Source organism: Actinosynnema sp. NPDC037264, from assembly GCF_055603705.1.
The window spans coordinates 17,722-39,625 of sequence record NZ_JBVJVK010000003.1; the positions used below are offsets into that span (position 1 = coordinate 17,722).

Consider the following 21,904-nt stretch of genomic DNA (forward strand, 5'->3'; position numbering starts at 1 on the left):
ACGGGGGGTGGGGAGTCGGGGAGGGAGAGAGGCGCGGCGGTGACGACCGCCGCGCCACCCATGCTGAGCACGGTGGAGTTGCGCGCGCCGAGCCGGTCGGCCAGCGCGCCGCCGACCAGGACGCCGATGACGTTGCCGACGCCGTAGACGCCCAACGCCGTCGCCGCCTGGCCGGCCGAGAAGCCCCGTGCGGTCAGGAACAGCACCAGGAAGATGTTGAGGAACCCACCGACCTTGTTCACGAACACGCCGGCCAGCACGGCCTTCACGGCCGCCGGCGATTCGACGAACGTCCGCCAGATGCCCTGGTCGGTGTTCTTCGCGGTCGTCATCAGGCGCTCGTCACGTCCAGCGCGGCTTCGGCCGCGTCGAGCCGGGCGGCGACCTCGTCGCGCGAGGCGCCGGTGGCGATGGCGAACGCGATGCGGCCCCAGACCGTGCCCTTGGGCGGCGGTGAGACGACCGCCCCCGGCTGCGCGACCGTGACGACGCGGTCGATGCCCTCGGGCAGCTTGGCCGAGTCGAACGCCAGCGAGCCGAGCGTGGTGTCCTCCTCCGCGACGTAGAAGAACCGGATGCCCGCCACGCGGTCGTGCGCGTGCTCGACGTCCACCGCGCCGCCGGTGGCCGCGCCCGCCGCGACCAGACCCGGGTCGACGCCCGTGGCGAGCAGGCCGAGGTAGGGGATCATGTCGCCGCCGAGGCGGCCGTTGACCTCGATGACCTTGGGACCTTCGGCGGTCAGCATGTACTCGGCGTGCGTGATGCCGTCGGTGAAGCCCAGCGCCTTGTGCGTCCGCTGGGCCACGTCGAGCAGCACGTCGTCGGTCAGCAGCGGGTCGGAGGCGTCCACGAAGTGGCCGACCTCCTCGGCGTACGGGTGGTAGCCGACGACCTTGCGGCCGACGAACAGCGGCGTGACGACACCGTCGCGCACCACCGAGTCGACGCTGATCTCCTCGCCCGACACGAACTCCTCGACCAGGATCGGCTGGTCGGTGTCGAACACCACCGGCTCCGGTCCGCGCGCCGCCTCGGTGAACGCGAAGTTCGCGCGCACCTCGTCCTCGTCGTGGACCTTGATCACGCCCAGGCTCGCGCCGAGGCCGCGCGGCTTGAGGATCGCCGGGTACCCGACCTCGGCCGCCGCCGCCACCGCCTCGTCCACGGTCTTGACCGGGATCGACCGGGGCTGCGGCACGCCCGACGCCTTCAGCGCCGCGCGCGTGCCGCCCTTGTCGCGCAGGCGCCAGATCACGTCCGGGTCGCCGTTGCGCAGCCCTAAGGCGCGCGCGACGAACGCGGTGGCGTGGATGCGCACCTCGTCCCAGCACAGCACACCGGAGAACGGCGTGCCAGCGTGGATCTCCGCCGCTGCCGCCGCCATGGCCGGCCCGTCGGTGGTGGAGGGCAGCACGGTCCAGCCGGACACGTACTCCTTCTCCCAGTCGGGTTCGGCGGTCAGGAACAGGTGCACCCGGTACTCCGCGCTGATCGAGCGCAGCAGGTACTCGCGGTACAACCGCATGCCGGTCGCGACCACGAGCAGGAGGGGCCGCTGGTCGGTCTTGCTCATCTGTGCTCCTGTCGGTGGGAACCCCCGCCTTCAGGCGGGGAAGGAATCGATGCCCCGGTCACGACGGGCGTCGAGGGCTTTACCTATTCAGGTGGTAGTACGTGAGGCGTGAGGCGGTCGGTGGTGAAGCGGGCGTACCGGTACCGCTTCGCGCCCACCCCTGCTCAGGAGACGGAGCTGCGTCGGACGTTCGGGTGTGTCCGCCTGGTCTACAACCGGGCGTTGGAGGCCCGGAACTCCGCCTGGTACACCGAACAGCGGCGCGTGAACTACGCGCAGACCTCCGCGCTGCTCACGGAGTGGAAGCAGACCGACGAGCTGGCGTTCCTCAACGAGGTCTCCTCGGTCCCGTTGCAGCAGGGCCTGCGGCACCTCCAGTCTGCGTTCGCCGCGTTCTTTGACAAGCGGTCCCGCTACCCGCGGTTCAAGTCCCGCAAGCGCGGCCGAGCGTCCGCCGAGTACACGAAGTCCGCATTCCGGTGGCGCGACGGCCGGCTCACGCTGGCGAAGATGGCAGAGCCGTTGGCCATCGTGTGGTCGCGGCCCCTGCCGGAGGGAGCGGAGCCGTCCACGGTGACGGTGTCGCTGGACCCGTCCGGCCGCTGGCACGTGTCGATCCTGGTGGAGACCACGATCGAGCACCTGCCGCCCGCGCGGGAGTGGGTCGGAATCGACGCCGGGCTCACGAGCCTGTTGACCCTCTCGACCGGGGAGAAGATCGCCAACCCCCGGCACGAGCGCCGTGACCGGGACCGCCTGGCCCGCGCCCAGCGGGTGCTGGCGCGCAAGGAGAAGGGCAGCAACAACCAGGCCAAGGCCCGGCTGCGGGTCGCACGGGTCCACGCCCGCATCGGCGACCGCCGTCGGGACCTGCTGCACAAGCTGTCGACCCGACTCGTCCGCGAGAACCAAGTGGTCGTGATCGAGGATCTGGCCGTCCGCAACATGGTCCGCAACCGGAAGCCGGCCCGCGCCATCTCCGACGCGGCCTGGACCACGTTCCGGGAGATGCTGGAGTACAAGGCGGAGTGGTACGGCCGCGAGCTGGTCGTGGTCGACCGCTGGTTCCCCAGCACGAAGACCTGCTCGCACTGCGGGCACCTCCTGGACCGGTTGACGCTGAACGTCCGGGCCTGGACCTGCCCCGGCTGTGGCACCACGCACGACCGCGACGTCAACGCGTCGCGCAACATCCTGGCCGCCGGACGGGCGGCCACTGCCTGTGGAGCCGGAGTCAGACCGACCCGACGCTAGTCGACGAGGCATCCGGCGCAACCTCCCCTCGGGGAACGGAAACAGGAACCGTCGGGCGTGAGCCCGACGGGGAAACCCCTCCCTTCAGGGAGGGGAGGACGTCAACGGGGCTCCACTTTCGATAGGACGTGCACACCGCCGAACGCCTTCTCGCGCCGGCGTTCCTCGTCGGTCACGGCGATCCGCCGTGCCGCGTACCGCAACGTCGGCGGCGCCATCAGCGACGTCACGACCGACACCAGCACCACGACCGTGTAAGCCTCGGTCGACAGCACCTCCAGCCGCAGGCCGACCAGCGCCACGATCACGCCGATGACACCGCGCGCGTTGAGCCCCGCGCCGAGCGCGAGACCTTCCCAGTGGCCGAGCCCGGCCAGCCGCGCGCCCGCGTAGGCGCCGGTGAACTTGCCGACCACGGCCAGCAGCAGCACGGCCAGCGCCGTGCCGAGCACGGCGGGGTGGCGCAGGGCCGTGAGATCCATCCGCAGCCCCGCCGTCGCGAAGAACAGCGGCGCCAGGACGCCCATCACGAACGTGCGCAGCACCGCCAGCGGCTCACGGGCGACACCGCCGACCGACGAGATGACCAGGCCGCACACGAACGCCCCCAGCACCGGCTCCAAGTCCAAGGCGTGCGTGCCGGCGGCGGACGCTATCACCAGCAGCACGACCACGGCCACGGTCACCCCCGGGTCGCCGGAGCGCTCGGCGAGCCGCAGCGAGCCGCGCGCCACCGGCCGCACCACCGCCAGGGCCAGCACGAGCACCAGCGCCAGCGCGCCCAGCGACCACGCCACGTGCCCGGCGGTCAGCCCGGAGGCGGCCATCCCGGACACCACGGCCAGCAGCGACCAGCCGACCACGTCGTCCACGGCGGCGGCCGTGACGGTGAGCTGCCCGATGTCGCGGTGCAGCAGGTTCATCTCCAGCAGCACCTTGGCGATCACCGGGATGGCGCTCACGCACACCGCCACCCCGAGGAACAGCGCGAAGACCGGCCGGTCCGCCGCCGGGCCGAGCATGGCGGCGGGCAGCAGGAACCCGGCGCCGACGCCGAGCCCCAGCGGTATGAGCAGGCCTCCCGCGCCGACCCAGGTGGCGGCCCGGCGCTGTCGGCGTGCCAGGCCGAGGTCGAGGTGCATGCCGGTGAACCCCACCAGCAGCAGCACGCCGATCTGGCCGACGGCGTCGAGCAGGTGCAGCTGGGCCGGCACGTCGAACACCGGGGCGAACGCGCCCAGCAGCGACGGCCCGAGCACGACGCCGGAGGCCAGTTCGCCGACGACGGCGGGCATCCCGAACCGGACGGCGAGCCGCCCGAGCAAGATCGCCGCGCCCAGCAGCACGGCGACCTGGAGCAGGAACATGAGCAGCGGATGCGCGCCGAGCGTGCTCGGCGGCGCGGCGGACAGGACCACGGGCGGGACCCCCTGTTGAGCGGTGGAGAAGAGGCACGGGGCCCGGTGCGGACCCCGTGCCTCGGGGATCAGTCGCGGTAGTACCAGTTCTCCGGGTTGATCATCCCGTACGGGTTGATCGGCCCGAAGCCGCCGAGGGTGTTGGCGACCTCGAACAGCCGGATGGGGAAGTTCGGTGTGAAGATCACCGGCACCTCGTTGGCGATGTAGTCCTGGTACTCGTAGAGCACGTCCAGGTCGTCGCTGGTGACGGTGCGCTCGATCAGCGCGTCGGCCTTCGGGTCGGTGTAGAAGCCGAAGTTGCCGCCCGCCTTGGTGGAGAACAGGATCTCGCCGGTCGGGTGGTGGTAGGCCCAGCCGCCGTTCCAGCAGCACATCTCCCACGTGCACGGCGTCGTGGCGGTCGGCTCGCACGGCGCGTCCTCGGCCACGAGGATCGACCCGTACACCTCCTCGAGCCGCAGCTCGATGCCCGCCTCGGCGGCGGCGTCGCGGAAGTTCTCCATCACCCGGGTCAGGGCCGGGCGGCCCTCCACGTAGCGCAGCAGGATCGACAGCTTCGTGCCCGCGGGGATCCCCGCGCCCGCCTCGCCCGGACCCGTGCCCGGCCGCACGCACACCGCGGGCGTGACGCTGGTGTCCCAGCCGTTCGCCTCCAGCAGCGCCTTGGCCTTCCCGGGGGAGAACGGCAGCGGCCACGCGCCCTCGCGCTGGCGCGGCGAGACGTAGTCGGTCTTCGGGTACATCGGCACCGGGCCGTTCTGCCGGTACGCGTAGCCCTGGTAGATGTCGCGCACCGCGGTGTCCTGGTCCAGGCAGGTCTGCAACGCCTGGCGCAGGTAGGTCTGGGCGAACATCTTGCCGACCACGGTGGGGTTGTTGAAGTTCAGCGAGATGTACCGGATGCAGAACGCCGACTGCGGGAACATCGTGTACTCGGTCAACGGGTTCGGCCCGCCGACCACCGGGTCGACCGCGGGCTCCGTGGCGAAGCTCAGCGGCAGGTAGCCGACCTGGATGCCGTTCTCGGCGTCCGGGCCCGCCTTCAGCATCTCGTACTGCTCCTCGTCGGAGAACGTGGGCACCTGGCGGAACTCGTCCAGGTACGGCTTGTTCGGTCCCGAGTAGTGCTCGTTGGGCACGAACGTGACCACGCCCTCCAGCGTGTAGCTCTTGAGCCGCCACGGGCCGCTCACGATGCTCCAGATGGGGCTGTCGGCCCACTTGGTGCGGTGGGCGTTGCCCTCGTCGACGATGTTGCCCTGCTGCGCCATCAGGTACTCGTAGACCGCCTCGACGTCGGCGAGGTCGCCGGAGGCGTTCGCCGGGCCCGCCTCGGTGCGGTCCCACGCCTTGGGCAGCGGCGTGATCGTGCTGAGCTGGTTGTAGAGCACCCAGTGCTTGGAGTAGGCCTTGTCGAAGGTGAAGAACACCTCGTCGTCGGCGACCTTGCCGTAGTCGGTCAGGTTGTCCGGGAAGTAGCCCGGCACGTACTCGCCGTACCGGGAGCCCTTGACCTTCATCAGGTTCACCCAGAACAGCACGTTCTCGGCGGACAGCGTCTCGCCGTTGGACCACTTCCACGGCTTGACCTTGACCCGCACGGTCAGGCCGTCCTCGCTCCACACCGGCTCCTCGCCGATGCTCTGCGCGTAGTCCACGTTCGGCGTGCCGTCGCTGCCGAAGTAGTACAGCGTCCGGTACATCAGCGCCTGGAACTCCAGGATGTTGCGGGTGCCCATGCGCTCGGCCGGCGTGAACGGGAAGATCACGGCGGGCGGGAAGCCCGGCGCGCACGCCCACGTCACGACGCCGCCCTTGCGCGGCGTGCCCTCCGGGCGGGCGGTGATGGTGCTCGCGGAAGTCATGGCTGCTCGTCGGCCTCTCGGGTCAGTTCGCGGTCTGGGCGGGGATTTCCTCGATGGTCGAGACGCCGGACGCGGCGTGCTCGCCGAAGCGCTCCCACACCTCGTCGAGGCGGATGCGACCGTCGTCGAGCACCTTCGGCGTGCTGCGGCAGTGCCCGGAGATGACCTGGCCGTCGTCGAGCACCATGCAGTAGGCGAAGTCCAGCGCACCGTCGGGCTTCGCGGTGCCGGTCAGCGCGCCGCGGCGGGCCTTGCCGCCGAGGAACTCGCCCCAGAGCAGGTCGCCGTCCTGGTGGTACACGGCGACCCGGCTCTCCTCGGGGCCGCCACCGGTGACCGGGTGGAACCTCTTGCCGTCGTAGTTGATCATCGAGCTGGCTCCCCACGCAGTTCGAGCGTGCAGCACTTCGCGCTGCCGCCGGATTTGAGAAGTTCGGACAGGTCGACACCAATGGGCGTGAAGCCCCGGTCGGCGAGCTGGTCGGCCAGGTGCGTGGCCTCCTGCGCCAGCAGGACGTGCTTGCCGTCGCTGACGGCGTTGAGGCCGAACACCTCGGCGTCGTGGTCGCCGGCGATCACGGCGTTCGGGTACAGGGAGCGCAGCACGCCCCTGCTCCACGTCGAGAACGCCTCGGGGTAGTACATGATCAGGTCGTCGTCGAGCACCGCCAGCGCGGTGTCCAGGTGGTAGAACCGCGGGTCGACCAGGTCGAGCGTGACGACCTCGCGCCGGAAGAACCGGGCCGCCTCCACGTGCGAGCGCTGGTCGGTGCGAAAGCCCGTGCCGGCCAGGATCCGGTCGCCCACCAGCAGGTAGTCGCCCTCGCCCTCGTTCACCCAGAACGCCTCGTGCGTGCGGAAGCCGTGCTCGCGGAACCACTCCAGGTACGCCGGGCCCTCCGCCTCGCGCTGCCGGAACCGGAACCGCGCCGACAGGACCCGGCCGTCCACCACGGTCGCGCCGTTCGCGGCGAACACCATGTCCGGCAGCCCGGGCTCGGGCTCGATCAGCTCGACGTCGTGGCCGAGGTCGAGGTACAGCGACCGCAGCCGGCTCCACTGGAGCAGGGCGATGGACGCGTCGGTCGGCTTCTCGGGGTTCATCCACGGGTTGATGGAGTAGGAGACGTCGAAGTGCTCCGGCGGGCACATCAGGTACCTGCGGCGGCGCGCGGTGCGTTGCTCGGGCTCGGACACGGCGGTGGAGTCCTCTCTGGCCGGTGGCGCCACCGGTCCGCCACATGTGACGCGGAGGGCCGGCGACGCCTGCGGTGTGGCGCTACTGGAAATCGACCTCGATCTTGGCTGCGTAGTCGTTCATCAGGGCGAAGGCGTCGGCCTCGGACGTGCCGGTGGCACCGAGGAAGCCGATGATCGTGTTGCCGTCCGGCGGGCGCTTGACCACGTCACCGGGTCGTGCGGTGATCTTGAGCAGGAACACGCGGTCCGAAGTGGACACCTCTTCGGGCACGCGCACCTCCCGCACCACCCCGGCGTCGGAGATCAGGCACATCGCGGCGATGTGCGTGCCGGTGGGCCGGAAGTGGCGGACGTTCGGCCGCCGTCCGGCGCCGATGTCCACGACGGCCGCGATCGGGTCGTGCTCGGCGGTGATGCGGGCGATCATGTCCAGCCCGCCGCCGCCGACCCGGGCCGCGATCTCCAGCAGGTACGGCTTGCCCTGGTGGAAGCGGACCTCGGCGTGCATCACGCTGTTGGTGAGGCCCTGCGCCAGCGCGCCCGCGGTGACGACCTCGTGCACGGCCTTCAGGTCGTCCGGGCTCATCGACGTCGGCGCGTGGTGCACGTCGTCGTCGAACGTGCCGCCCTCGGCGGTGATGCGGTCCACCACCGACCCGAGGTACACCTCGCCGTCCCACGCGACGGCCTCCATCAGGTACTCCTTGCCGTCCAGGAAGGACTCGACGAGCAGCCCGTTGGGGCCCAGGTCGATCCCGTCCGCCTCGGAGTTGGCCCAGAAGAGGTCCTGGATGCCCTGCGCGGCCTGCTCGTAGTGCTCGGTCAGCTCGGCGTCGTCGTCGCAGCGGAACACGAAGTGGCTGCCCGCGCCCAGCGTCGGCTTGACGATCACGGGGTAGCCGAACTCGTCCGCCGCCGCCTTCGCCTCGGCCAGCGAGGTGACGAACCGGAAGCCGGGGATCGGCGCGCCGGCCTTCTCGTGCGCCTGCCGCATCAGGTACTTGTTGCGGCTGTTCAGCGCCGCCTCGACGCCGATGCCGGGCAGCCCGAGGGCCTCGGCGATCGCCGCGACCGCCACCACGGCCGCCTCGGAGAACGTGATCACGCCGTCGAACGACTCGGTGGCGTGCCACTGCTTGGCGGTGGCGATCATCTCGTCGATGTTCTTCGACCCCACCAGGCGGTAGCGGTCGGCGGGCCAGAAGTCCTCGGTGCCCTCGCCGTTGAGCACGTACAGGTCCACGCCCAGGTCCTGCACCTGCCGGTAGCGCGAGTGGTAGTACTCGAGGTACTGGCGGGTCTCGATGGTCAGCAGCTTCACGGTGGGTCGCCTCCTAGTGCCGCGGCCGGCGGCCTTCGCCCCGGATTCCGACGGTCGGACGGGTGGATCGCGGTGCCGGCCCCGCGTTCCTCATCCTGGTTGGCTGTGGGTGTGGGGCCGGTGCCGTGAGGCGCCCCGCCGAGCGCCCTGAAGGCGCGGCGAAGGTCGCCGGTCACGGCACTAGCTCACGCCGTCGAGGGCCGCGTGCTGCTCGGCCCGCGCGTGCGTGCCGGGCAGCGACGGGAACCGGAACGGCCGGATCTCGGCCGGCATGTCGTCGCTGATGGCCAGGTCGACGCCCTGCGCGGACACGTCGGCCGCCACGTCGACCAGGATCGGCGCGGCGCACGCGAGCAGCGTGCGCGCTTCCAGCAGCAGGTCGCCGGGCTGCGTCGGCGCCTTGCCGTTGCGGCGGTGGTCCACCGCGTCGGCCAGCGACCGCAGCCGCCCGAGCTGCGTCACGATCGTCTCCGCGGCGCGGCCCATGCTGAACCCGGGCAGGTCGTAGCACAGCCGGAACCGCTTGAGCACGGTCGCCGCGCGCCAGCGCCCGGCCTCGGTGGTGGGCAGCGGACGGGTGCCGTCCACGCCCACCATGGCCAGCGCGATGGCCTCGGCCAGCTCGTTCCACGGCGTGATCAGCCGGCGCGTGGTCGTCGAGTGCAGCGCGTCGCGGGTGAAGTTCGCCCGCTGGAACTCCGGACCGGTCAGCGCCAGGTAGAACCGCACCAGGTCGCGCGGCACCTCCGCCAGCAGGTCCGCGCTCCAGATCAGGTGGTTGCGGCTGGTGGAGAACTTCTCGCCGTCCAGGTCGTAGAACTCGTTGCAGACGTTGGACTCCGGCGTCGTGTACTTGTCGCCGTGCGCGAGCAGCATCACCAGGTCGACCAGGCCCCAGTGGTAGACGTTGTCGAAGCCGTGGAAGTACACGAGCTCCGCGTCGTGGCCCGCGCGCCAGAGCTCGTCGACCCCCGCGGTGGGACGGCCCAGCTGCGTCGCCGTCCACCACGTGGCGTACATCGAGGCGGGCATCGCCTCGACCCACGGGTAGACGATCTGGCCCGGTGTCTCCGGGAACGGCGCGGCGATGCCCCACGTGCCGGGGATCGTCACCGGGATGTCCGGCAGCGGCTTGGACAGCAGCTCGCCGATCAGCTGCCGGGCGTGCGGCCGCCAGCGGGGCGTGCGCGCCGCGTAGTAGGACGTGAGCCGCTCGCGGTAGTCCTCCATCGGCAGCACGAGGATCTCGCACTCCCGGTACACCACGGTGTCGCTCGGGTCGATGGTGTACTTCGGGTCGAGCAGCTCGTCGAAGTTGTTCGGGTGGCCGCAGTTCTCGCACGCGCCGCCGCAGCTGCCGGCCAGGCACGACGGACAGGTGCCGGTGACGAGGCCGTCGTAGAGGAACGCGCCCGCGTTGCGCGCGTAGGGCAGCTGCACCTTGCGGAGGTGGAACCGGCCGGCGGCGTGCAGCTCCTTGAGGAAGTCCAGCACCGTGGCGCGGTACCGGTCGTCGATCGGCGGCAGGCCGGGCATCAGCGTGCCCATCGCGTCCAGCGACCGCTCGATCTTAGCCATCGACGTGCGCACCAGCTCGTCGGGCGCCAGGCCGCGGCGGTGCGCGGTGGACACCACGTAGCTCTGGCTGTCGTCGGTGCACGTCGTGTAGAGCACCTGTCGACCGGTGGCGCGCAGGTAGCGCGCGTACACGTCGCCGCCCAGGTACGGGCCCGACATGTGACCGACGTGCAGGTCGCCGTTCGACGTGGGCGTCGCGGCGACGACGATCGCCGGTCGGGAACGGGTCGTCACGAGGCGGCTCCCTCGTGGCGGGCGGCGAACTTCCCGGCCAGCTCGGCGTCCCACCAGATCGCGTAGAACTGGAAGTCCTCCGCGCCCTTGTTGACGACCTGGTGCTTCTCGTGCGGCGTGAAGTGCACGACGTCACCGGCCTTGAACGGCGTGGCGCCCGCTTGCGTGATGATCTCGGCCTCACCGGTCATGGCGACCCAGATCTCGTACTCGTGGTGGCCGTGGGCGCCCGACTCGGCGCCGGGGCGCACGACGCACCAGGAGCCCTCGAACGGCGCGTTGACCAGGTCCCACGGCATCAGGCGCTGGGCGACCAGGCCGTTGTCGAGTTTCAGGTTGTCCCGGTCCAGGGGGCGGATTTCCATCATGGTGACGGCTCCTCTCGGGTCAGGCGGGTTGGGGTGCTTCGGCGAACAGCTCGGTGACGCGCTGCGGCACCACGGGCACGGTGTCCTCGCCGGTGTCGGCGAGGTCGGCGACGATCTCCGCGGCCCGGATCGCCAGGACGCTGATCAACGAGTCCGCGATGCCGTGCGTGGCCTCGTTCACGCCCTGCAGGTACACCCGGGCGGACACCGCCTCGGGCAGCTGGAGGCGGTAGTTGCGGGTGACGGTGAAGTCCTCCTGGCCGACCTCGGCGGCCATCGAGCGCACCAGGGTCGGCATCCGCTTGTCGAAGCCGGTGCCGAGCATCACCCGGTCGCAGCGCAGCTCGCTGCGCTCGCCCGTGCGGCGGTCCAGCAGCGTCAGCACGACCTCGTCGTCCACCAGCGCGGAGTCGACGACCTCGGCCATCGTCACCATCGACAGCCGCTGGGTGCCGGTCAGCTTCTCCAGGTACATCGTGTGGTAGAGGTTGTCCAGCATGGCCGGCGAGAGGCCCGCGTAGTTGGTGCGGTGCATCTCGCGCAGCAGCTGCGTCCGCGCGTCGGGCTGCGCCTCGTTGAACTTGTCCACGAACGACGGGTAGAACAGCTCGTTGGTGAACTTGCTGCTCTCGTAGCCGTTGAGGCCGATCGAGCGCATCACCATCGTCACCTTGGCGCGCGGGAAGGTCTCGTGCGCCGACCACAGCATCTCCGCCGCGCTCTGCGCGCCGCCGATCACGACGATGCGGTGCTCGCCCTGCGGGTCGAGCGCGCCGATCCGGGTCACGAACTCGGTGCTGTGCACCACGCGTTCCCTGGGCAGCGCCGCGAACTCCGTCGGCAGGTGCGGGTCGCGGCCGACGCCGATGACCAGCGTCGCGCACGACACCGTGCTGCCGTCGGCGAACCGCACCAGCCACCGGTCGACCGAACCGGTCTCGCCGTGCTGCGGCTCGACGGCGACCGCGCGCCGTCCGTGCTGGAGCCGGACCTTCGTCAACGACCGCGCCACCCACGCCAGGTAGCCCGAGATCTCCAGGCGGTAGGGCGTGAAGGTGCCGAGGTTGATGAACTCGTCGAGGCGGCCCGTCGAGTGCAGGTAGTTGACGAACGAGTACGGGCTGGTCGGGTTCCGCAGCGTCACCAGGTCCTTGAGGAAGGACACCTGGCTGCGCGACCAGGGCAGCAGCATCCCGCGCTGCCACACGATGTCGTCGTGCTGCTCCACGACGAGCGCGCGTGCGGCGAGGTCGGGGGACAGCTCCTCCAGCGCGACGGCGAGGGCCAGGTTCGCCGGGCCCGCTCCGATCGCGAGCAGTTCTACATCCTGGTGGTCCAACACAGTCTCCAAGCCTTGTCGGGTGGCGCCGCGGCGGCGGTGCCGGAGTGCGGGACGTGGGGGGGGGGGGGGGGGGGGGGGGGGGGGGGGGGGGCGGGGGGGGGGGGTCCCCCCCCCCCCCCCCCCGTCGCCGGGTACGTCGTGCGGCCCCGGCGTCGGGAGGGCGGGGTCAGGGAGCGGGGCGCACCAGCGCCACGACGTCCTCGACGGTCCGGGCGGCGTGGAACGCGCGCAGGTCCAGCGTCACGTCCAACCGGTTCTCCAACTGGGCCAAGGCGTCCAGCGAGCTGATGCTGTCCCACTCGTGCCGGGCCAGCACCGGATCGCCCCGCAGCACGTCGACGCTCACGTCGAGCGCGCCGGCCAGGATCTCCAGCACGGACTGCTCCACCGTGGTGTCGGTCGTCGGGGTGTCGGTCATCGGGCCACCTCGTTCCCTTCCAGCAGGTTGATCCACGCGGGCACGTCGGGCAGCCCGGTGTCCAGGGCCAGCGCGTACGCGCCGTCGCCCTCGTCGGCGAACCCGGCGTCGGTCCAGAAACCCTTGGCCAGGCCGTTCTTCTTCGACGGCACGTACCGGCCGCGCAGCGCGGTGGCGCCGGCGGCGTGCGCCCGGCGGGCGAGCCACGCGGCGATCGCCAGGTCCACGCCCCGCCCCAGCACCCGGCAGCTGAGCACCAGGTTGTCCACGTGCCACTCGGCGGCGGAGCGGTCGACCCACGCCGCGCCGATGACGCCCTCGTCGCCGAACCGGTCGGCCACGGCGAACGTGACGACCAGGTGGTCCGGGTCGGCGATGCGCCGACCGGTCTCGGCCTCGTCGAACCGCAGGCCGGTCAGGTTGAACTGGTTGGTGCGGGCGGCCAGCTGCGCCACGCGCGCCACGGCGAAGCCGTCCGCCTCCGCGACGACCAGCCGCACGCCCAGCGCGTGCAGGTAGTCCTCGGAGGAGCCGAAGCCGCCGGCGAAGTCGTTGCGCAGCGTCCGGCTGCGGTACAGCTCCGGCCGCGCCAGGTCGGTCTCGGTCAGCTCCGCGACGTCGAACCAGCCCTGCGCCAGCAGCGTCCGCACGATGTGCGCGGGGTCGCCGTCGGCGGGCAGCACCACGACCTCGGGCAGCTCCTCCTCGACGTGACCGCGCTCGAACGGCGAGTCGTCCAGGAACACGAACGACCCGATGCCCAGGCCGAGGGCGGAGGCGGCCTCGCGCAGGTTGCCCGCCTTCGGCGACCAGTTGACCGCCTTGGCGGAGAACGCCTCCGGCCGCAGCAGCACCTCCGGGTGGGCGGTCAGCGCCTCGTCCACCAGGTCGGCGTCGTTCTTGCTGGCCAGCACCAGCACCACGCCCTGGTCGCGCAGCCTGCTCGCGGTGCGCTGCACCTCGCGGTAGGCGTTGCCCGGGTACAGGCCGCCCAGCTGCACGCCCTCCGCGCCGACCTCGCCGAGCACGCCGCCCCACAGAGTGTTGTCCAGGTCCAGCGCCAGCACCTTGCGGGACAGGCCGGCCCGCGCCTGGGCGAACCGCCGGACCTCGCGCGCCAGCAGGTACAGCGCGCCGTCGGTGTAGGGCAGGTCGCCGTAGCGGTGCAGCCGGTCGTCGCGCGCCGGGAACGGCGAGTCCGCGAGCACCGACACCAGGTCGGTCACGGCCACCTGGCGGTGCTGCGCGGCGAGGTCCAGCAGGCCCTCGTTGAGCTTCGCCCACGCCTTGGACAGCGCGGCGCGCGCCCGCCAGCTGATCACCGAGTCGCGCACCTGGGCGGGCAGCGGCACGGTGTGCAGCAGCACGGTTGCGGTCGAGCGCTCCACCGCCGAGAGCACCAGGCCCCGCAGGTCCGCCAGCCGGGCTTCGAGGTGCCCGGCCAGGCCGTCGACGTCCGTCGCGGCCCAGTCGTCGGGCAGGAAGCAGGTCTCGTCCAGCAGCAGCGTGATCAGGTCGACGCCGTCGAACGGGTCGGTGGCCAGCGTCAGCTCGAACAGCCCGTACGGGCCGGGCGCCAGGTCCGGCAGGACGCCGGCCGACACCAGGCTCGCCCGGAGGATCTGCTCGTACGAGCCGATCGTGCACGTCGCCAGCACGGCCACGCGCAGCGGCCGCAGGCCCTCGGCGTCCTCCAGGCGTGCCAACAGCTTGCCCGCCTTGCGCAGCACGAGCGGGTCGGACACGCTCGCCAGCCGCGTCAGGTCCGCGGGTGACGGCGCGCGACCCTCGGCCACGGCCGCGCGCAACGACTCCACCAGGTCCGGCCGGTCGCCCATCAGATCCGCACCAACGTGCAGTACCAGCGCATGCCGATCGAGATCCCGCACAGCGCCACGACGTCGCCGGGCTTCACGTCGCCGCGCTCGATGTGCTCGCCGAGGCAGAACAGCTGGTCCGCCGCGCCCATGTGGCCGTGGCCCAGCGACAGCTCGGCGTTGGTGTGCTCGACCGTGACGCCGAACGGCTCCGCGACCTCCTCGATCGTGTCGGTGGAGTCGTTGATGTAGATGACGTGCTTGAGGTCGTCCCGGGTCAGCCCGGCGCGGCGCAGCGCGTTGTCCACGGTGTCGGTGATGCGCTGGTTCAGCGTGGCGACGAACTCGCGCAGCTTCGCCGGGTCCTTGTCGAAGTGCGCTTGGATGCGGGCGTGCCCGGGAGGCGCGTCCTTGGCGGTCCAGCCGTCGAACGGGAGCGGGTTCGCCGCGCCGCCGACCTCCGTGCGGAAGAAGTCCGACAGGTCGGGGTCCACGAACTGGTCGGTGGCCAGCCACTTCACGTTCTCGTGGCCGCGCTTGAGCACGGCGGCCACCGCGCCGTCGCTGTGCACGGCGTTGTTGACGTTCATCCGGTTGCGGTGGAACTCGCTGACCCGGTTGACGGCGATGAACAGCACCGTCTGCAGCTCGGGCTGGAGCGCGAGCAGACCGGCGACGTAGCCGAGGCCCGTGACGCCGCACGCGCAGCCCTCGGTGAGCAGCAGCGTCTGCGTCGTGCCCTCGACCTTGAGCCGGCGCGCGACGGCGGCGGAGGTGTCCCAGTGGTGGTAGTCGGGCACCTCGGAGGCGGCCACCACGACGAGGTCGACGTCGTTGGGCCCGAGGCCGAGGCGGTCCAGCGCGTCCTGCCCGGCGAGCGTCGCCAGGTCGGTCGCGGTCATGCCGTCGGGTGCGCGGTGGAACGTGTGGTAGCCCCACCGGACGACGCGTTCGGGGTCGCCCACGTAGTCACCGGCCGTCTGCGCGACGTCCTGGTCCTCGCCGGTGGCGTACCCGAAGCCCGCGACTCCGAAATCCACGAGCTGGCTGGCCATGGAGCACTCCTGTCCTGTGACTGCTTTTCGGCACGTTGAAGGTCCGCCCCGGACATTCGTCCCGGGCCTGGCGATAATTGTCGGGAAAGCGGGAAGATGTGCGTCGAAGACGTCACCCCTGACGTCCGCGACGCGCTGACGTGCGTAGATGGTGCGATGAAACGCAACCCTGGATTCGACGAGCCCAGTCGGCCGGATTGCTTGGCCAGCTACTCAACCGTCTGTGGTTAATTATTTACCGCCAGTGCGGCGGAAGCAATGTTCAGTGACCGGTTTCCGGTGGTGCGCCGATCGGGATTCCCGATGGCCGCGATAGGCCCCGGCGCGCGGTGGCGTAGTGGACCAGCTCCACGAGCACGCCGGCGGGCTTGGGCGCGTACAGGTACTGCACCGCCATCCCGTCCCGCGCGCCGCGGCACGGCTCCGCGTCCACGAGCGCGAAACCGTTGGCGCGCAAGCGGGACGCTTCGGCTCGCAGGTCGTCCACTTCGAACGCGACGTGGTAGAGCCCCGGTCCGCGCGCGAGCCGTCCCGCCACCGCCGAGTCCTCCCGGGTCGGCGCGACCACCTCCACGGCCGGCGCCGCGGGATCCGCGCCCACCTGCCAGAAGTCGCACGAGACGCCGTAGTCGGCCGCGACCCCCCCGTCCACTTTGGACAGACCGAGCACGGCGAGCAGCGTGCCCACCCCCTCGGGGTCCCCGGTGAGCAGGCCGACGTGGTCGATGCCGAGGATCACGACGCCACCAGCTCCGCCGCCGCCCGCCGGCTCGCCGCCAGCACTGTCTTCGCCGCGCCGCCGCTGCCGCCGGTGAACGTGGACACCCCGTCGCCGACGTCCACCAGGCGCAGCCCGCCTGGTGAGCGGTAGCAGTCGAACGACGCCACCACCCGGTCGGCCACGACCTCGCCGTCCGCGACGCCGAACCGGCGGCGGGCCGTGTCGAGCACCCGCGCGGCCAGGTCGTGGTCGGGCGTCACCCCGTCGGGGTCGACGTCCCAGCGGTCGCACCCCAGGCCGAGCAGGAACGCGCCGTCGCGGTCCGGCCGCCCGTACAGCCCGGTCCGGTCGTCCACGAACGACGCCACGCACGGTATCGGCAGCCGGTAGAGGCCGTACTGGATCTGCTTGGCCCGCAACGGCTCGCCGCCGACCAGCCGCGGCGTCCACGCGCCCGCCGCGACGACCACCGCGTCGAACGCCGTCACGCCGGCGGAAGTCCGCACCGCGGGCCCCGGCAGGACTTCGGCAACCCGCTCGGTGCGGACGTCGCCGCCGTGCCCGCCCAGCCACCGCAGCACGTTCCCGCGGAACCGGTCGGGGGAGAAGTGCCCGGCGTGCCGCTCCACGACCCCGGCCGCGTCCGCCGGCAGGTCCCGGAACCCGAAGCGCCGCGCCAGCTCGACGCCGTCCACCACGGACGCGGAACCCGGCAGCACCGCCTCGACCGCGTCCACGGACGGCGTGACGTCGTCGGCCGTCACGTACACCGACCCGGTCTCCCGGTAGCCCGCCCAGTCCCGGACCCGTTCGTCGGACCGCAGCTCCGCCAGCGACTCGGCGGCGTCCCGGGCCGCGCCCGCGTCCACCTCGAACCCGCGGACCAGCCCACCGGACGCGCCCGAGGCGTCGGCCGCACCGGGCGCGTACACCGTCACGTCCGCACCGGCGCCCCGTAATCGCCAGGCCAGCGCCGCCCCCGCGACGCCGCCGCCGACCACCGCCGCTCTCACCCGTGCCTCGCGTGCACGGCGCGGCGCAGGTCGTCGGTCAGGTCCGCGCCGCGTCGGCGCAGCGGCAGGGGCAGGTCGTCACGCGCGAACAGCTCCTCGGCCCGCGCGATCGTCCCCGGTTCGGCGGCGTAGCGCGGGTAGAGCCACAGCACGAGCGTGTCCAGCACCTTGTCCTCGCGCAGCCGCGCGACGTCCACGATCTCGGTGAAGAACCGGGCCACGTACGGCGCGGTCAGCTCCCGCTGCTCGGGCTGCCAGAACCCCTCGGCGGTGGACCACAGGCGGTAGCTCGACAGCTCGGCGTCGGTGGTGATCGCGCGCCACGCGGCCTGCTTCGCCTCGACCGTCGGGATCGCCGCCCGCGCCTTCACCGCGAACTGCTCGGTGTGCGTGCTCGGGTCCGCCGCGTAGGCCTCGTCGATCTCCGCCTCGGTGAACGCGCCCAGCACCGCGAGCCGGTACCGCACGCGCCACGCCAGGTCGGCGTCCAGCTCCAGCCCGGCGGGCAGCGGCACGCCGTCCAGCCAGCCGCGCAGCTCCGAGGTGTCGGAGGTGAACTCCACCAGGCCGCGCAGCAGCGCCAGGCCGAGCTCGTCCTCCGGCGCGGTGCGGGACAGCCGGTCGCGTGCCGCGTCCGCCACGGCCTTGAGCAGCCCCGGTCGCAGGTCGGGGTCCAGCAGCCGGTCGGCCACGTCGACGCGGGCCTGTTCGAGCACCTCGATCACGATCGACAGCTTGGTCTCGTAGCCGAGCATCCGCGTCACCAGGTCCAGGTGGTCGGTCGCGGGCACCGCGCCGTCCACCACGCCCTGCAACAGCTGCGCCCACACCATCGCGCGGTTGATCGGCGCGAGCGTCGGCAGCACCCCGGGCAGCGCCCGGCGCGACGCGCCGTCGTAGCGGATCTTCGCGTAGGTCAGGTCGTTCTCGTTGAGCAGCAGGAACTTCGGGGCCTTGCGGCCCACCAGCTCGGGCAGCTCGGTGCGCTCGCCGTCCACGGTCACGCGGACCGTCTCGTGCGCGTCGCCGTACAGGCCGATGTCGATGGTGTGCGGCCGGAGCGTCGGGTGCGACGGCGGCGCGGTCTGCGTCACGGCGAACGACGTGATCACGCCGTCGGCGACGGTGAAGTCCGGCGCCAGCGTGGTGACGTTCGCGGTGCCCAGCCAGCGGGCCGCCCAGTCGGACATGTCCCGGCCGACGGCCTCGCCGATCGCCGCGTTGAAGTCCGAGAACGTCGCCGCGCCGTAGGCGTGCCGGGCGAAGAAGATCCGCAGCGCCTCGCGCATCGCGTCGTCGCCGATGTGGTGCGCGAGCTGCCGCAGCGCCGAGGAGCCCTTGAAGTACGAGATCCGGTCCAGGTCCAGCAGCGCGGACATGGCGTCCGCGCCGTCGATCCACACCGGGTGGGTCGAGGGTCGCTGGTCGGCGGTGTACGCCTGGCCCTTGCGGCGGGCGGAGAACGTCGTCAGAGGGCCGGTGAACTCGGTGACCTCGCTGGGCACCCGGTGCGCCAGGTAGTCGGCGAACGCCTGGCCCAGCCACAGGTCGTCCCACCACTTGTTGGTCACCAGGCCGGCCCACCACATCAGCGACAGGCCGTGCGCGATGACCACCGCGCGGGTCTCGTGCTCGCTGCGCGGGGCGGGCGTCCGGAACAGGTACAGCTCCTTGAGCAGCACGCACCCCGGGTGGTCCAGCGACAGGTAGCTGAACTCGGGCGCGAAGACCTGGTCGAACCGGCCGAACGGGTAGCGCACGCCGAACAGGCGGTGGAACTCGTCGAGGCACTGGGCCGTGACGTCGAAGACCTCCTGGATGTCGGCCTCCAGCGCCTCGGCGACCGACGCGCGGCAGTGCACGCCGAGCGGCACGCCGTCGTGCACGGTCTCGAACGAGGCGTACGGGCCGGCGACGACCGTGGTCAGGTACGTCGCCTGCGCCACCTCCTGCACGACCCGCCACCGGCCGGGCGCGAGCTTCGTGGCCGCACCCGTGCCGAGGACCGTCCACTCGTCGGGGACGGTCAGGTCGAACGTGAACGGGGCCTTCAGGTCCGGCTGGTCGAAGCACGCGAAGATGCGCGGAGCGTGGTCGAGGAACACCGCTCCGTACACGTACACCTGGTCGTCGGCCGGGTCGACGTAGCGGTGCAGCCCCTTGGACTCCCGCGAGTACGCCATGTCCGCGACGACGACCAGCTCGTTGTCGGCGGCCAGCCCGGTCAGCGGCAACCGGCCGTCCACCAGGGCGGACACGTCCAGCTCGCGGTCGTTGAGCCGGGCCCCCAGCAGCACCTCCGGCTTCACGTCCACGAACGTCGACCCGCCCTGCTCGGCGGTGAAAGCGATTTTCGTCGTAGACCGAAACACTTTCCCGTCGCCGGTCAGCACCAGGTCCACGTGATACGAGTCGACCTCCAATAAAGCGCCCCGTGCGGCTGCTTCGGATCGGGTCAAACTGGCCATGCGGCGCCCCCTCCTGCTTGGTAGGGAGGATCGTAAACACGCCTTGTGCCACGTCAACGGCCCAATTCGGTTCCCTTATAGGGTCTGCCCAAGAAATGCTGATGACCCGCTCGGGCAGCATCCCGATACCGCCGTTTCGCCCGTCCGGCGGTATCGGGGCCGCTATCGCCCCAGGTAGTCGCGCGCGACGCGTTTCGGCACGCACATGCGCCAAGCGTCCACGACCAACTCGGTCAACTCCGCCTCGTCCAATCGAGACAGAGTGGCCCGAACCCAGTTGTACCTCTCGTCCGAAGTCACCGGCGGATGGAATTTGTCGGGGTCCGAGGCAATGAGCGCCGCTCGCTCCTCCTTGGGGAACGCGAATCCCATCGTCAGCTCATCGGGTGACAGGGCGAGGTACACGATGCGCCCGATGCGGAATTTGACCCGATCGCGGACCAGCGCTTCCTCCGTGCGGGGGAGCGACCGGGCGATCCGGCGCACGTCGTCGGAGGTCACGCCCCGGCGCGGCGCCGTCCAGCCGCGGGTGAACGCCAGGTAGCAGTACTCGTCGATGACCTTCGCCAGCGAGCGCCCCGGCCGGCCGAGGTCGGCCAGCAGCTCGGGTTCGGGCACGCCGGCCTCGGCCAGCAGGTCCGCCGCCCAGCCGCGGGTGAGCAGCAGGTGCGCCCGGTACGCCGCGCCGTCACGGGCGCCGTGCAGCCGGTCGGCGATCATGTTGTCCCACGGCGGGAGGCTGTTGGGCCGCAGCGCGAACAGCAGCTTGGAGGCCGCCGTCGGACCCAGCGTCCGGGTGCCGCGCGGCGTGGCCGCCGCCGTGCTCGCCGACAGCGCGGCGAAGCCCTCGGCCAGCCGCCGCACCTGCTCGTCGGTCAGGTCGGCGAGCCACGTCCCGGCGTCGGGCAGCGCGTCCCGCCACGTCTCCCACCAGGCCGCCAGGCCCTCGTCCAGCACGCGCGGCTCGCCCGGGCGGGGCGTGCGGATGCGGCAACCCCACGCGTTGAGCCACACGTGCGCGGCCTCCCGGTGCGCGGCGACGCCCAGGTCGAACGCCGGTGCGGTGGCGGCGGTCAGGACCGTCCACGACTTCTCCGGGGTGGTGGAGCCGCCGAACTCGGACACGGCGGCGCGCAGGGTGCTCAGATCCGGTTTCACGACGCGGCACCCTAGTTCACCCCTTGCGCGCCGGTGTCGTCGTCGGTAGAAACGTCGGCGAGCCCGGCGTTCGGCCCGCCCCAGCCGCGCGCACCCCAAACCCGCTTCGGCTTACCGCCGCGTCCTTGGAGTGCCCGAATGACCGAACCCTGGCTGCTGGAAACCCGCGTGTTCAAGCTCAAGCCCGGCACCCGGGCCGAGTTCGACCGCATCAGCCGTGACGGCACCATCCCGCTCATGCGCAGCATCGGCATCACGGTGCTCGCGTTCGGACCGTCCCCTTTGGACGAGGACGAGTGGCACCTGGTGCGCGCGTTCCCCGGCATGGAGGAGCGCGTCCGCCTCGCCGGCTCGCTGTACGAGCGGCCCGAGTGGGCGCGGTTCGACGGCCCGATCAACGAGATGATGGCCGACTACAGCACGGCGCTGGTGCCCGTGCCCGAGAGCACGGTCAAGCTCCTGTCCGAGCCCGGCGCGTTTGCCTAGGATCGCCCGGTGACCAGGAACCTGTCGCACCTCGCGGCCATCTCGAACGTCGACGCCGACTACCGCCACTACGCCAAGGACGTCGTCGCGCTGCCCGACGACGACCTGGCCCTGCCCGACGCGCACCTGAAGTGGTACGAGGTGCGCGAGCCGCAGGACGTGGTCGACCCGGCGCTGCGCGACCAGGCCAAGTCGTTCCTGCGCGCGGAAGCGGCCTCCGGCGAGCTGGACATCTCCGGCGACCTCGGCTTCGTCATCCACCACCTGTGCCGCGGCGACTTCTACTTCCTCATCGTCTGCACCTGGCGCAACGAGAACGAGATGTGGGAGACCGTCTACATCCGGGACATGAAGCAGCACGACAGCTTCCGCCGTCTGGAGCAGGGCAAGCACCGGGAAGTGCTGTGCGTGTGGGAGATGGGCGCGCTGCTGCACGAGCAGCAGGCCTGGATCCGCTACCTCTACTCCGACCGCGACGAGCAGGCCAAGCTCGCGTACCTGGACGACCGCTTCACCGGCTCCGTCTGACCACGTCGTGGGGGGGGGGGGGGGGGGGGGGGGGGGAGGGGGAAGGGGGGGGGGGGGCAAACGCCTTCCCCCGCCGCTTGG

20 protein-coding genes are annotated in these 21,904 nt (G+C 71.6%); 3 read left to right on the forward strand and 17 right to left on the reverse strand.

The window, feature by feature from the left end:
* Positions 1-332 (reverse strand): MFS transporter (locus ACZ7GX_RS04720; RefSeq protein WP_498772880.1); only part of this gene is annotated, 332 nt, incomplete at its 3' end.
* Positions 332-1,576 (reverse strand): ATP-grasp domain-containing protein, encoded by a 1,245-nt coding sequence (locus ACZ7GX_RS04725; RefSeq protein WP_498772882.1) that lies wholly within the window; start codon positions 1,574-1,576, stop codon positions 332-334. The genes ACZ7GX_RS04720 and ACZ7GX_RS04725, both read right to left, overlap by 1 nt.
* Positions 1,577-1,684: 108 nt before the next feature.
* Here ACZ7GX_RS04725 and ACZ7GX_RS04730 point away from each other — a divergent pair, with 108 nt between their 5' ends.
* Positions 1,685-2,830: an RNA-guided endonuclease InsQ/TnpB family protein gene (locus ACZ7GX_RS04730; protein WP_498772884.1), complete on the forward strand. Its 1,146-nt coding sequence runs from the start codon at positions 1,685-1,687 to the stop codon at positions 2,828-2,830.
* Between the two features lie 101 nt (positions 2,831-2,931).
* Here the strand turns inward: ACZ7GX_RS04730 and ACZ7GX_RS04735 are convergent, their stop codons facing one another.
* The 15 genes from ACZ7GX_RS04735 to ACZ7GX_RS04805 all read right to left on the reverse strand — a co-directional run bounded on the left by ACZ7GX_RS04735 (position 2,932) and on the right by ACZ7GX_RS04805 (position 20,152).
* Positions 2,932-4,248: a cation:proton antiporter gene (locus tag ACZ7GX_RS04735; protein ID WP_498772886.1), complete on the reverse strand. Its 1,317-nt coding sequence runs from the start codon at positions 4,246-4,248 to the stop codon at positions 2,932-2,934.
* A 68-nt stretch (positions 4,249-4,316) separates the two neighbouring features.
* Positions 4,317-6,116 (reverse strand): ABC transporter substrate-binding protein, encoded by a 1,800-nt coding sequence (locus tag ACZ7GX_RS04740; protein ID WP_498772888.1) that lies wholly within the window; start codon positions 6,114-6,116, stop codon positions 4,317-4,319.
* 22 nt (positions 6,117-6,138) lie between these two features.
* Entirely contained in the window at positions 6,139-6,486 is a 348-nt protein-coding gene (locus tag ACZ7GX_RS04745) for an avidin-fold protein (protein WP_498772890.1), read from the reverse strand.
* Positions 6,483-7,313: a dimethylargininase gene (gene ddaH, locus ACZ7GX_RS04750; protein ID WP_498772892.1), complete on the reverse strand. Its 831-nt coding sequence runs from the start codon at positions 7,311-7,313 to the stop codon at positions 6,483-6,485. Before ddaH ends, ACZ7GX_RS04745 begins: the two co-directional genes overlap by 4 nt.
* Positions 7,314-7,395: 82 nt before the next feature.
* On the reverse strand, positions 7,396-8,637 hold the full coding sequence (locus ACZ7GX_RS04755; protein ID WP_498772894.1) for an ATP-grasp domain-containing protein: 1,242 nt from the start codon (positions 8,635-8,637) through the stop codon (positions 7,396-7,398).
* 180 nt (positions 8,638-8,817) lie between these two features.
* Positions 8,818-10,449, reverse strand: a complete 1,632-nt coding sequence (locus ACZ7GX_RS04760; protein ID WP_498772896.1) for a class I tRNA ligase family protein — start codon at positions 10,447-10,449, stop codon at positions 8,818-8,820.
* Positions 10,446-10,817 (reverse strand): cupin domain-containing protein, encoded by a 372-nt coding sequence (locus tag ACZ7GX_RS04765; RefSeq protein WP_498772898.1) that lies wholly within the window; start codon positions 10,815-10,817, stop codon positions 10,446-10,448. Before ACZ7GX_RS04765 ends, ACZ7GX_RS04760 begins: the two co-directional genes overlap by 4 nt.
* Before the next feature lie 19 nt (positions 10,818-10,836).
* Positions 10,837-12,159, reverse strand: a complete 1,323-nt coding sequence (locus ACZ7GX_RS04770; protein WP_498773446.1) for a lysine N(6)-hydroxylase/L-ornithine N(5)-oxygenase family protein — start codon at positions 12,157-12,159, stop codon at positions 10,837-10,839.
* A 166-nt stretch (positions 12,160-12,325) separates the two neighbouring features.
* Positions 12,326-12,577 (reverse strand): acyl carrier protein, encoded by a 252-nt coding sequence (locus tag ACZ7GX_RS04775; protein WP_498772900.1) that lies wholly within the window; start codon positions 12,575-12,577, stop codon positions 12,326-12,328.
* Positions 12,574-14,415, reverse strand: coding sequence for an HAD-IIIC family phosphatase (locus ACZ7GX_RS04780; protein WP_498772902.1), 1,842 nt, complete (start codon positions 14,413-14,415; stop codon positions 12,574-12,576). Before ACZ7GX_RS04780 ends, ACZ7GX_RS04775 begins: the two co-directional genes overlap by 4 nt.
* Positions 14,415-15,449, reverse strand: coding sequence for a 3-oxoacyl-[acyl-carrier-protein] synthase III C-terminal domain-containing protein (locus tag ACZ7GX_RS04785; RefSeq protein WP_498772904.1), 1,035 nt, complete (start codon positions 15,447-15,449; stop codon positions 14,415-14,417). The genes ACZ7GX_RS04780 and ACZ7GX_RS04785 overlap by 1 nt, the downstream gene beginning before the upstream one ends.
* 262 nt (positions 15,450-15,711) lie before the next feature.
* Positions 15,712-16,188: a VOC family protein gene (locus ACZ7GX_RS04790; protein ID WP_498772906.1), complete on the reverse strand. Its 477-nt coding sequence runs from the start codon at positions 16,186-16,188 to the stop codon at positions 15,712-15,714.
* Positions 16,185-17,183 (reverse strand): NAD(P)/FAD-dependent oxidoreductase, encoded by a 999-nt coding sequence (locus ACZ7GX_RS04795; protein WP_498772908.1) that lies wholly within the window; start codon positions 17,181-17,183, stop codon positions 16,185-16,187. Before ACZ7GX_RS04795 ends, ACZ7GX_RS04790 begins: the two co-directional genes overlap by 4 nt.
* Positions 17,180-19,651 carry an aminopeptidase N gene (gene pepN / locus ACZ7GX_RS04800; RefSeq protein WP_498772909.1) on the reverse strand — a complete coding sequence of 824 codons (2,472 nt, stop codon included), beginning with the start codon at positions 19,649-19,651 and terminating at the stop codon, positions 17,180-17,182. The genes ACZ7GX_RS04795 and pepN overlap by 4 nt, the downstream gene beginning before the upstream one ends.
* A 162-nt stretch (positions 19,652-19,813) precedes the next feature.
* Entirely contained in the window at positions 19,814-20,152 is a 339-nt protein-coding gene (locus ACZ7GX_RS04805; protein ID WP_498773448.1) for an MmcQ/YjbR family DNA-binding protein, read from the reverse strand.
* A gap of 795 nt (positions 20,153-20,947) precedes the next feature.
* On the opposite strand from ACZ7GX_RS04805, the gene ACZ7GX_RS04810 reads away from it, so the two are divergent.
* Positions 20,948-21,295 (forward strand): NIPSNAP family protein, encoded by a 348-nt coding sequence (locus ACZ7GX_RS04810; protein WP_498772911.1) that lies wholly within the window; start codon positions 20,948-20,950, stop codon positions 21,293-21,295.
* A 9-nt stretch (positions 21,296-21,304) separates the two neighbouring features.
* On the forward strand, positions 21,305-21,823 hold the full coding sequence (locus ACZ7GX_RS04815) for a hypothetical protein (RefSeq protein WP_498772913.1): 519 nt from the start codon (positions 21,305-21,307) through the stop codon (positions 21,821-21,823).
* Positions 21,824-21,904 lie beyond the last annotated feature (81 nt).

Excerpts from the sequence above, each read along its gene's own strand:
- ACZ7GX_RS04765 (WP_498772898.1), bottom strand. The coding sequence starts at position 10,817 with ATGATGGAAATCCGCCCCCTGGACCGGGACAACCTGAAACTCGACAAC.
- ACZ7GX_RS04740 (WP_498772888.1), bottom strand. The coding sequence starts at position 6,116 with ATGACTTCCGCGAGCACCATCACCGCCCGCCCGGAGGGCACGCCGCGC.
- ACZ7GX_RS04785 (WP_498772904.1), bottom strand. The coding sequence starts at position 15,449 with ATGGCCAGCCAGCTCGTGGATTTCGGAGTCGCGGGCTTCGGGTACGCC.
- ACZ7GX_RS04725 (WP_498772882.1), bottom strand. The coding sequence starts at position 1,576 with ATGAGCAAGACCGACCAGCGGCCCCTCCTGCTCGTGGTCGCGACCGGC.
- pepN (WP_498772909.1), bottom strand. The coding sequence starts at position 19,651 with ATGGCCAGTTTGACCCGATCCGAAGCAGCCGCACGGGGCGCTTTATTG.
- ACZ7GX_RS04780 (WP_498772902.1), bottom strand. The coding sequence starts at position 14,415 with ATGGGCGACCGGCCGGACCTGGTGGAGTCGTTGCGCGCGGCCGTGGCC.
- ACZ7GX_RS04775 (WP_498772900.1), bottom strand. The coding sequence starts at position 12,577 with ATGACCGACACCCCGACGACCGACACCACGGTGGAGCAGTCCGTGCTG.
- ACZ7GX_RS04810 (WP_498772911.1), top strand. The coding sequence starts at position 20,948 with ATGACCGAACCCTGGCTGCTGGAAACCCGCGTGTTCAAGCTCAAGCCC.
- ACZ7GX_RS04745 (WP_498772890.1), bottom strand. The coding sequence starts at position 6,486 with ATGATCAACTACGACGGCAAGAGGTTCCACCCGGTCACCGGTGGCGGC.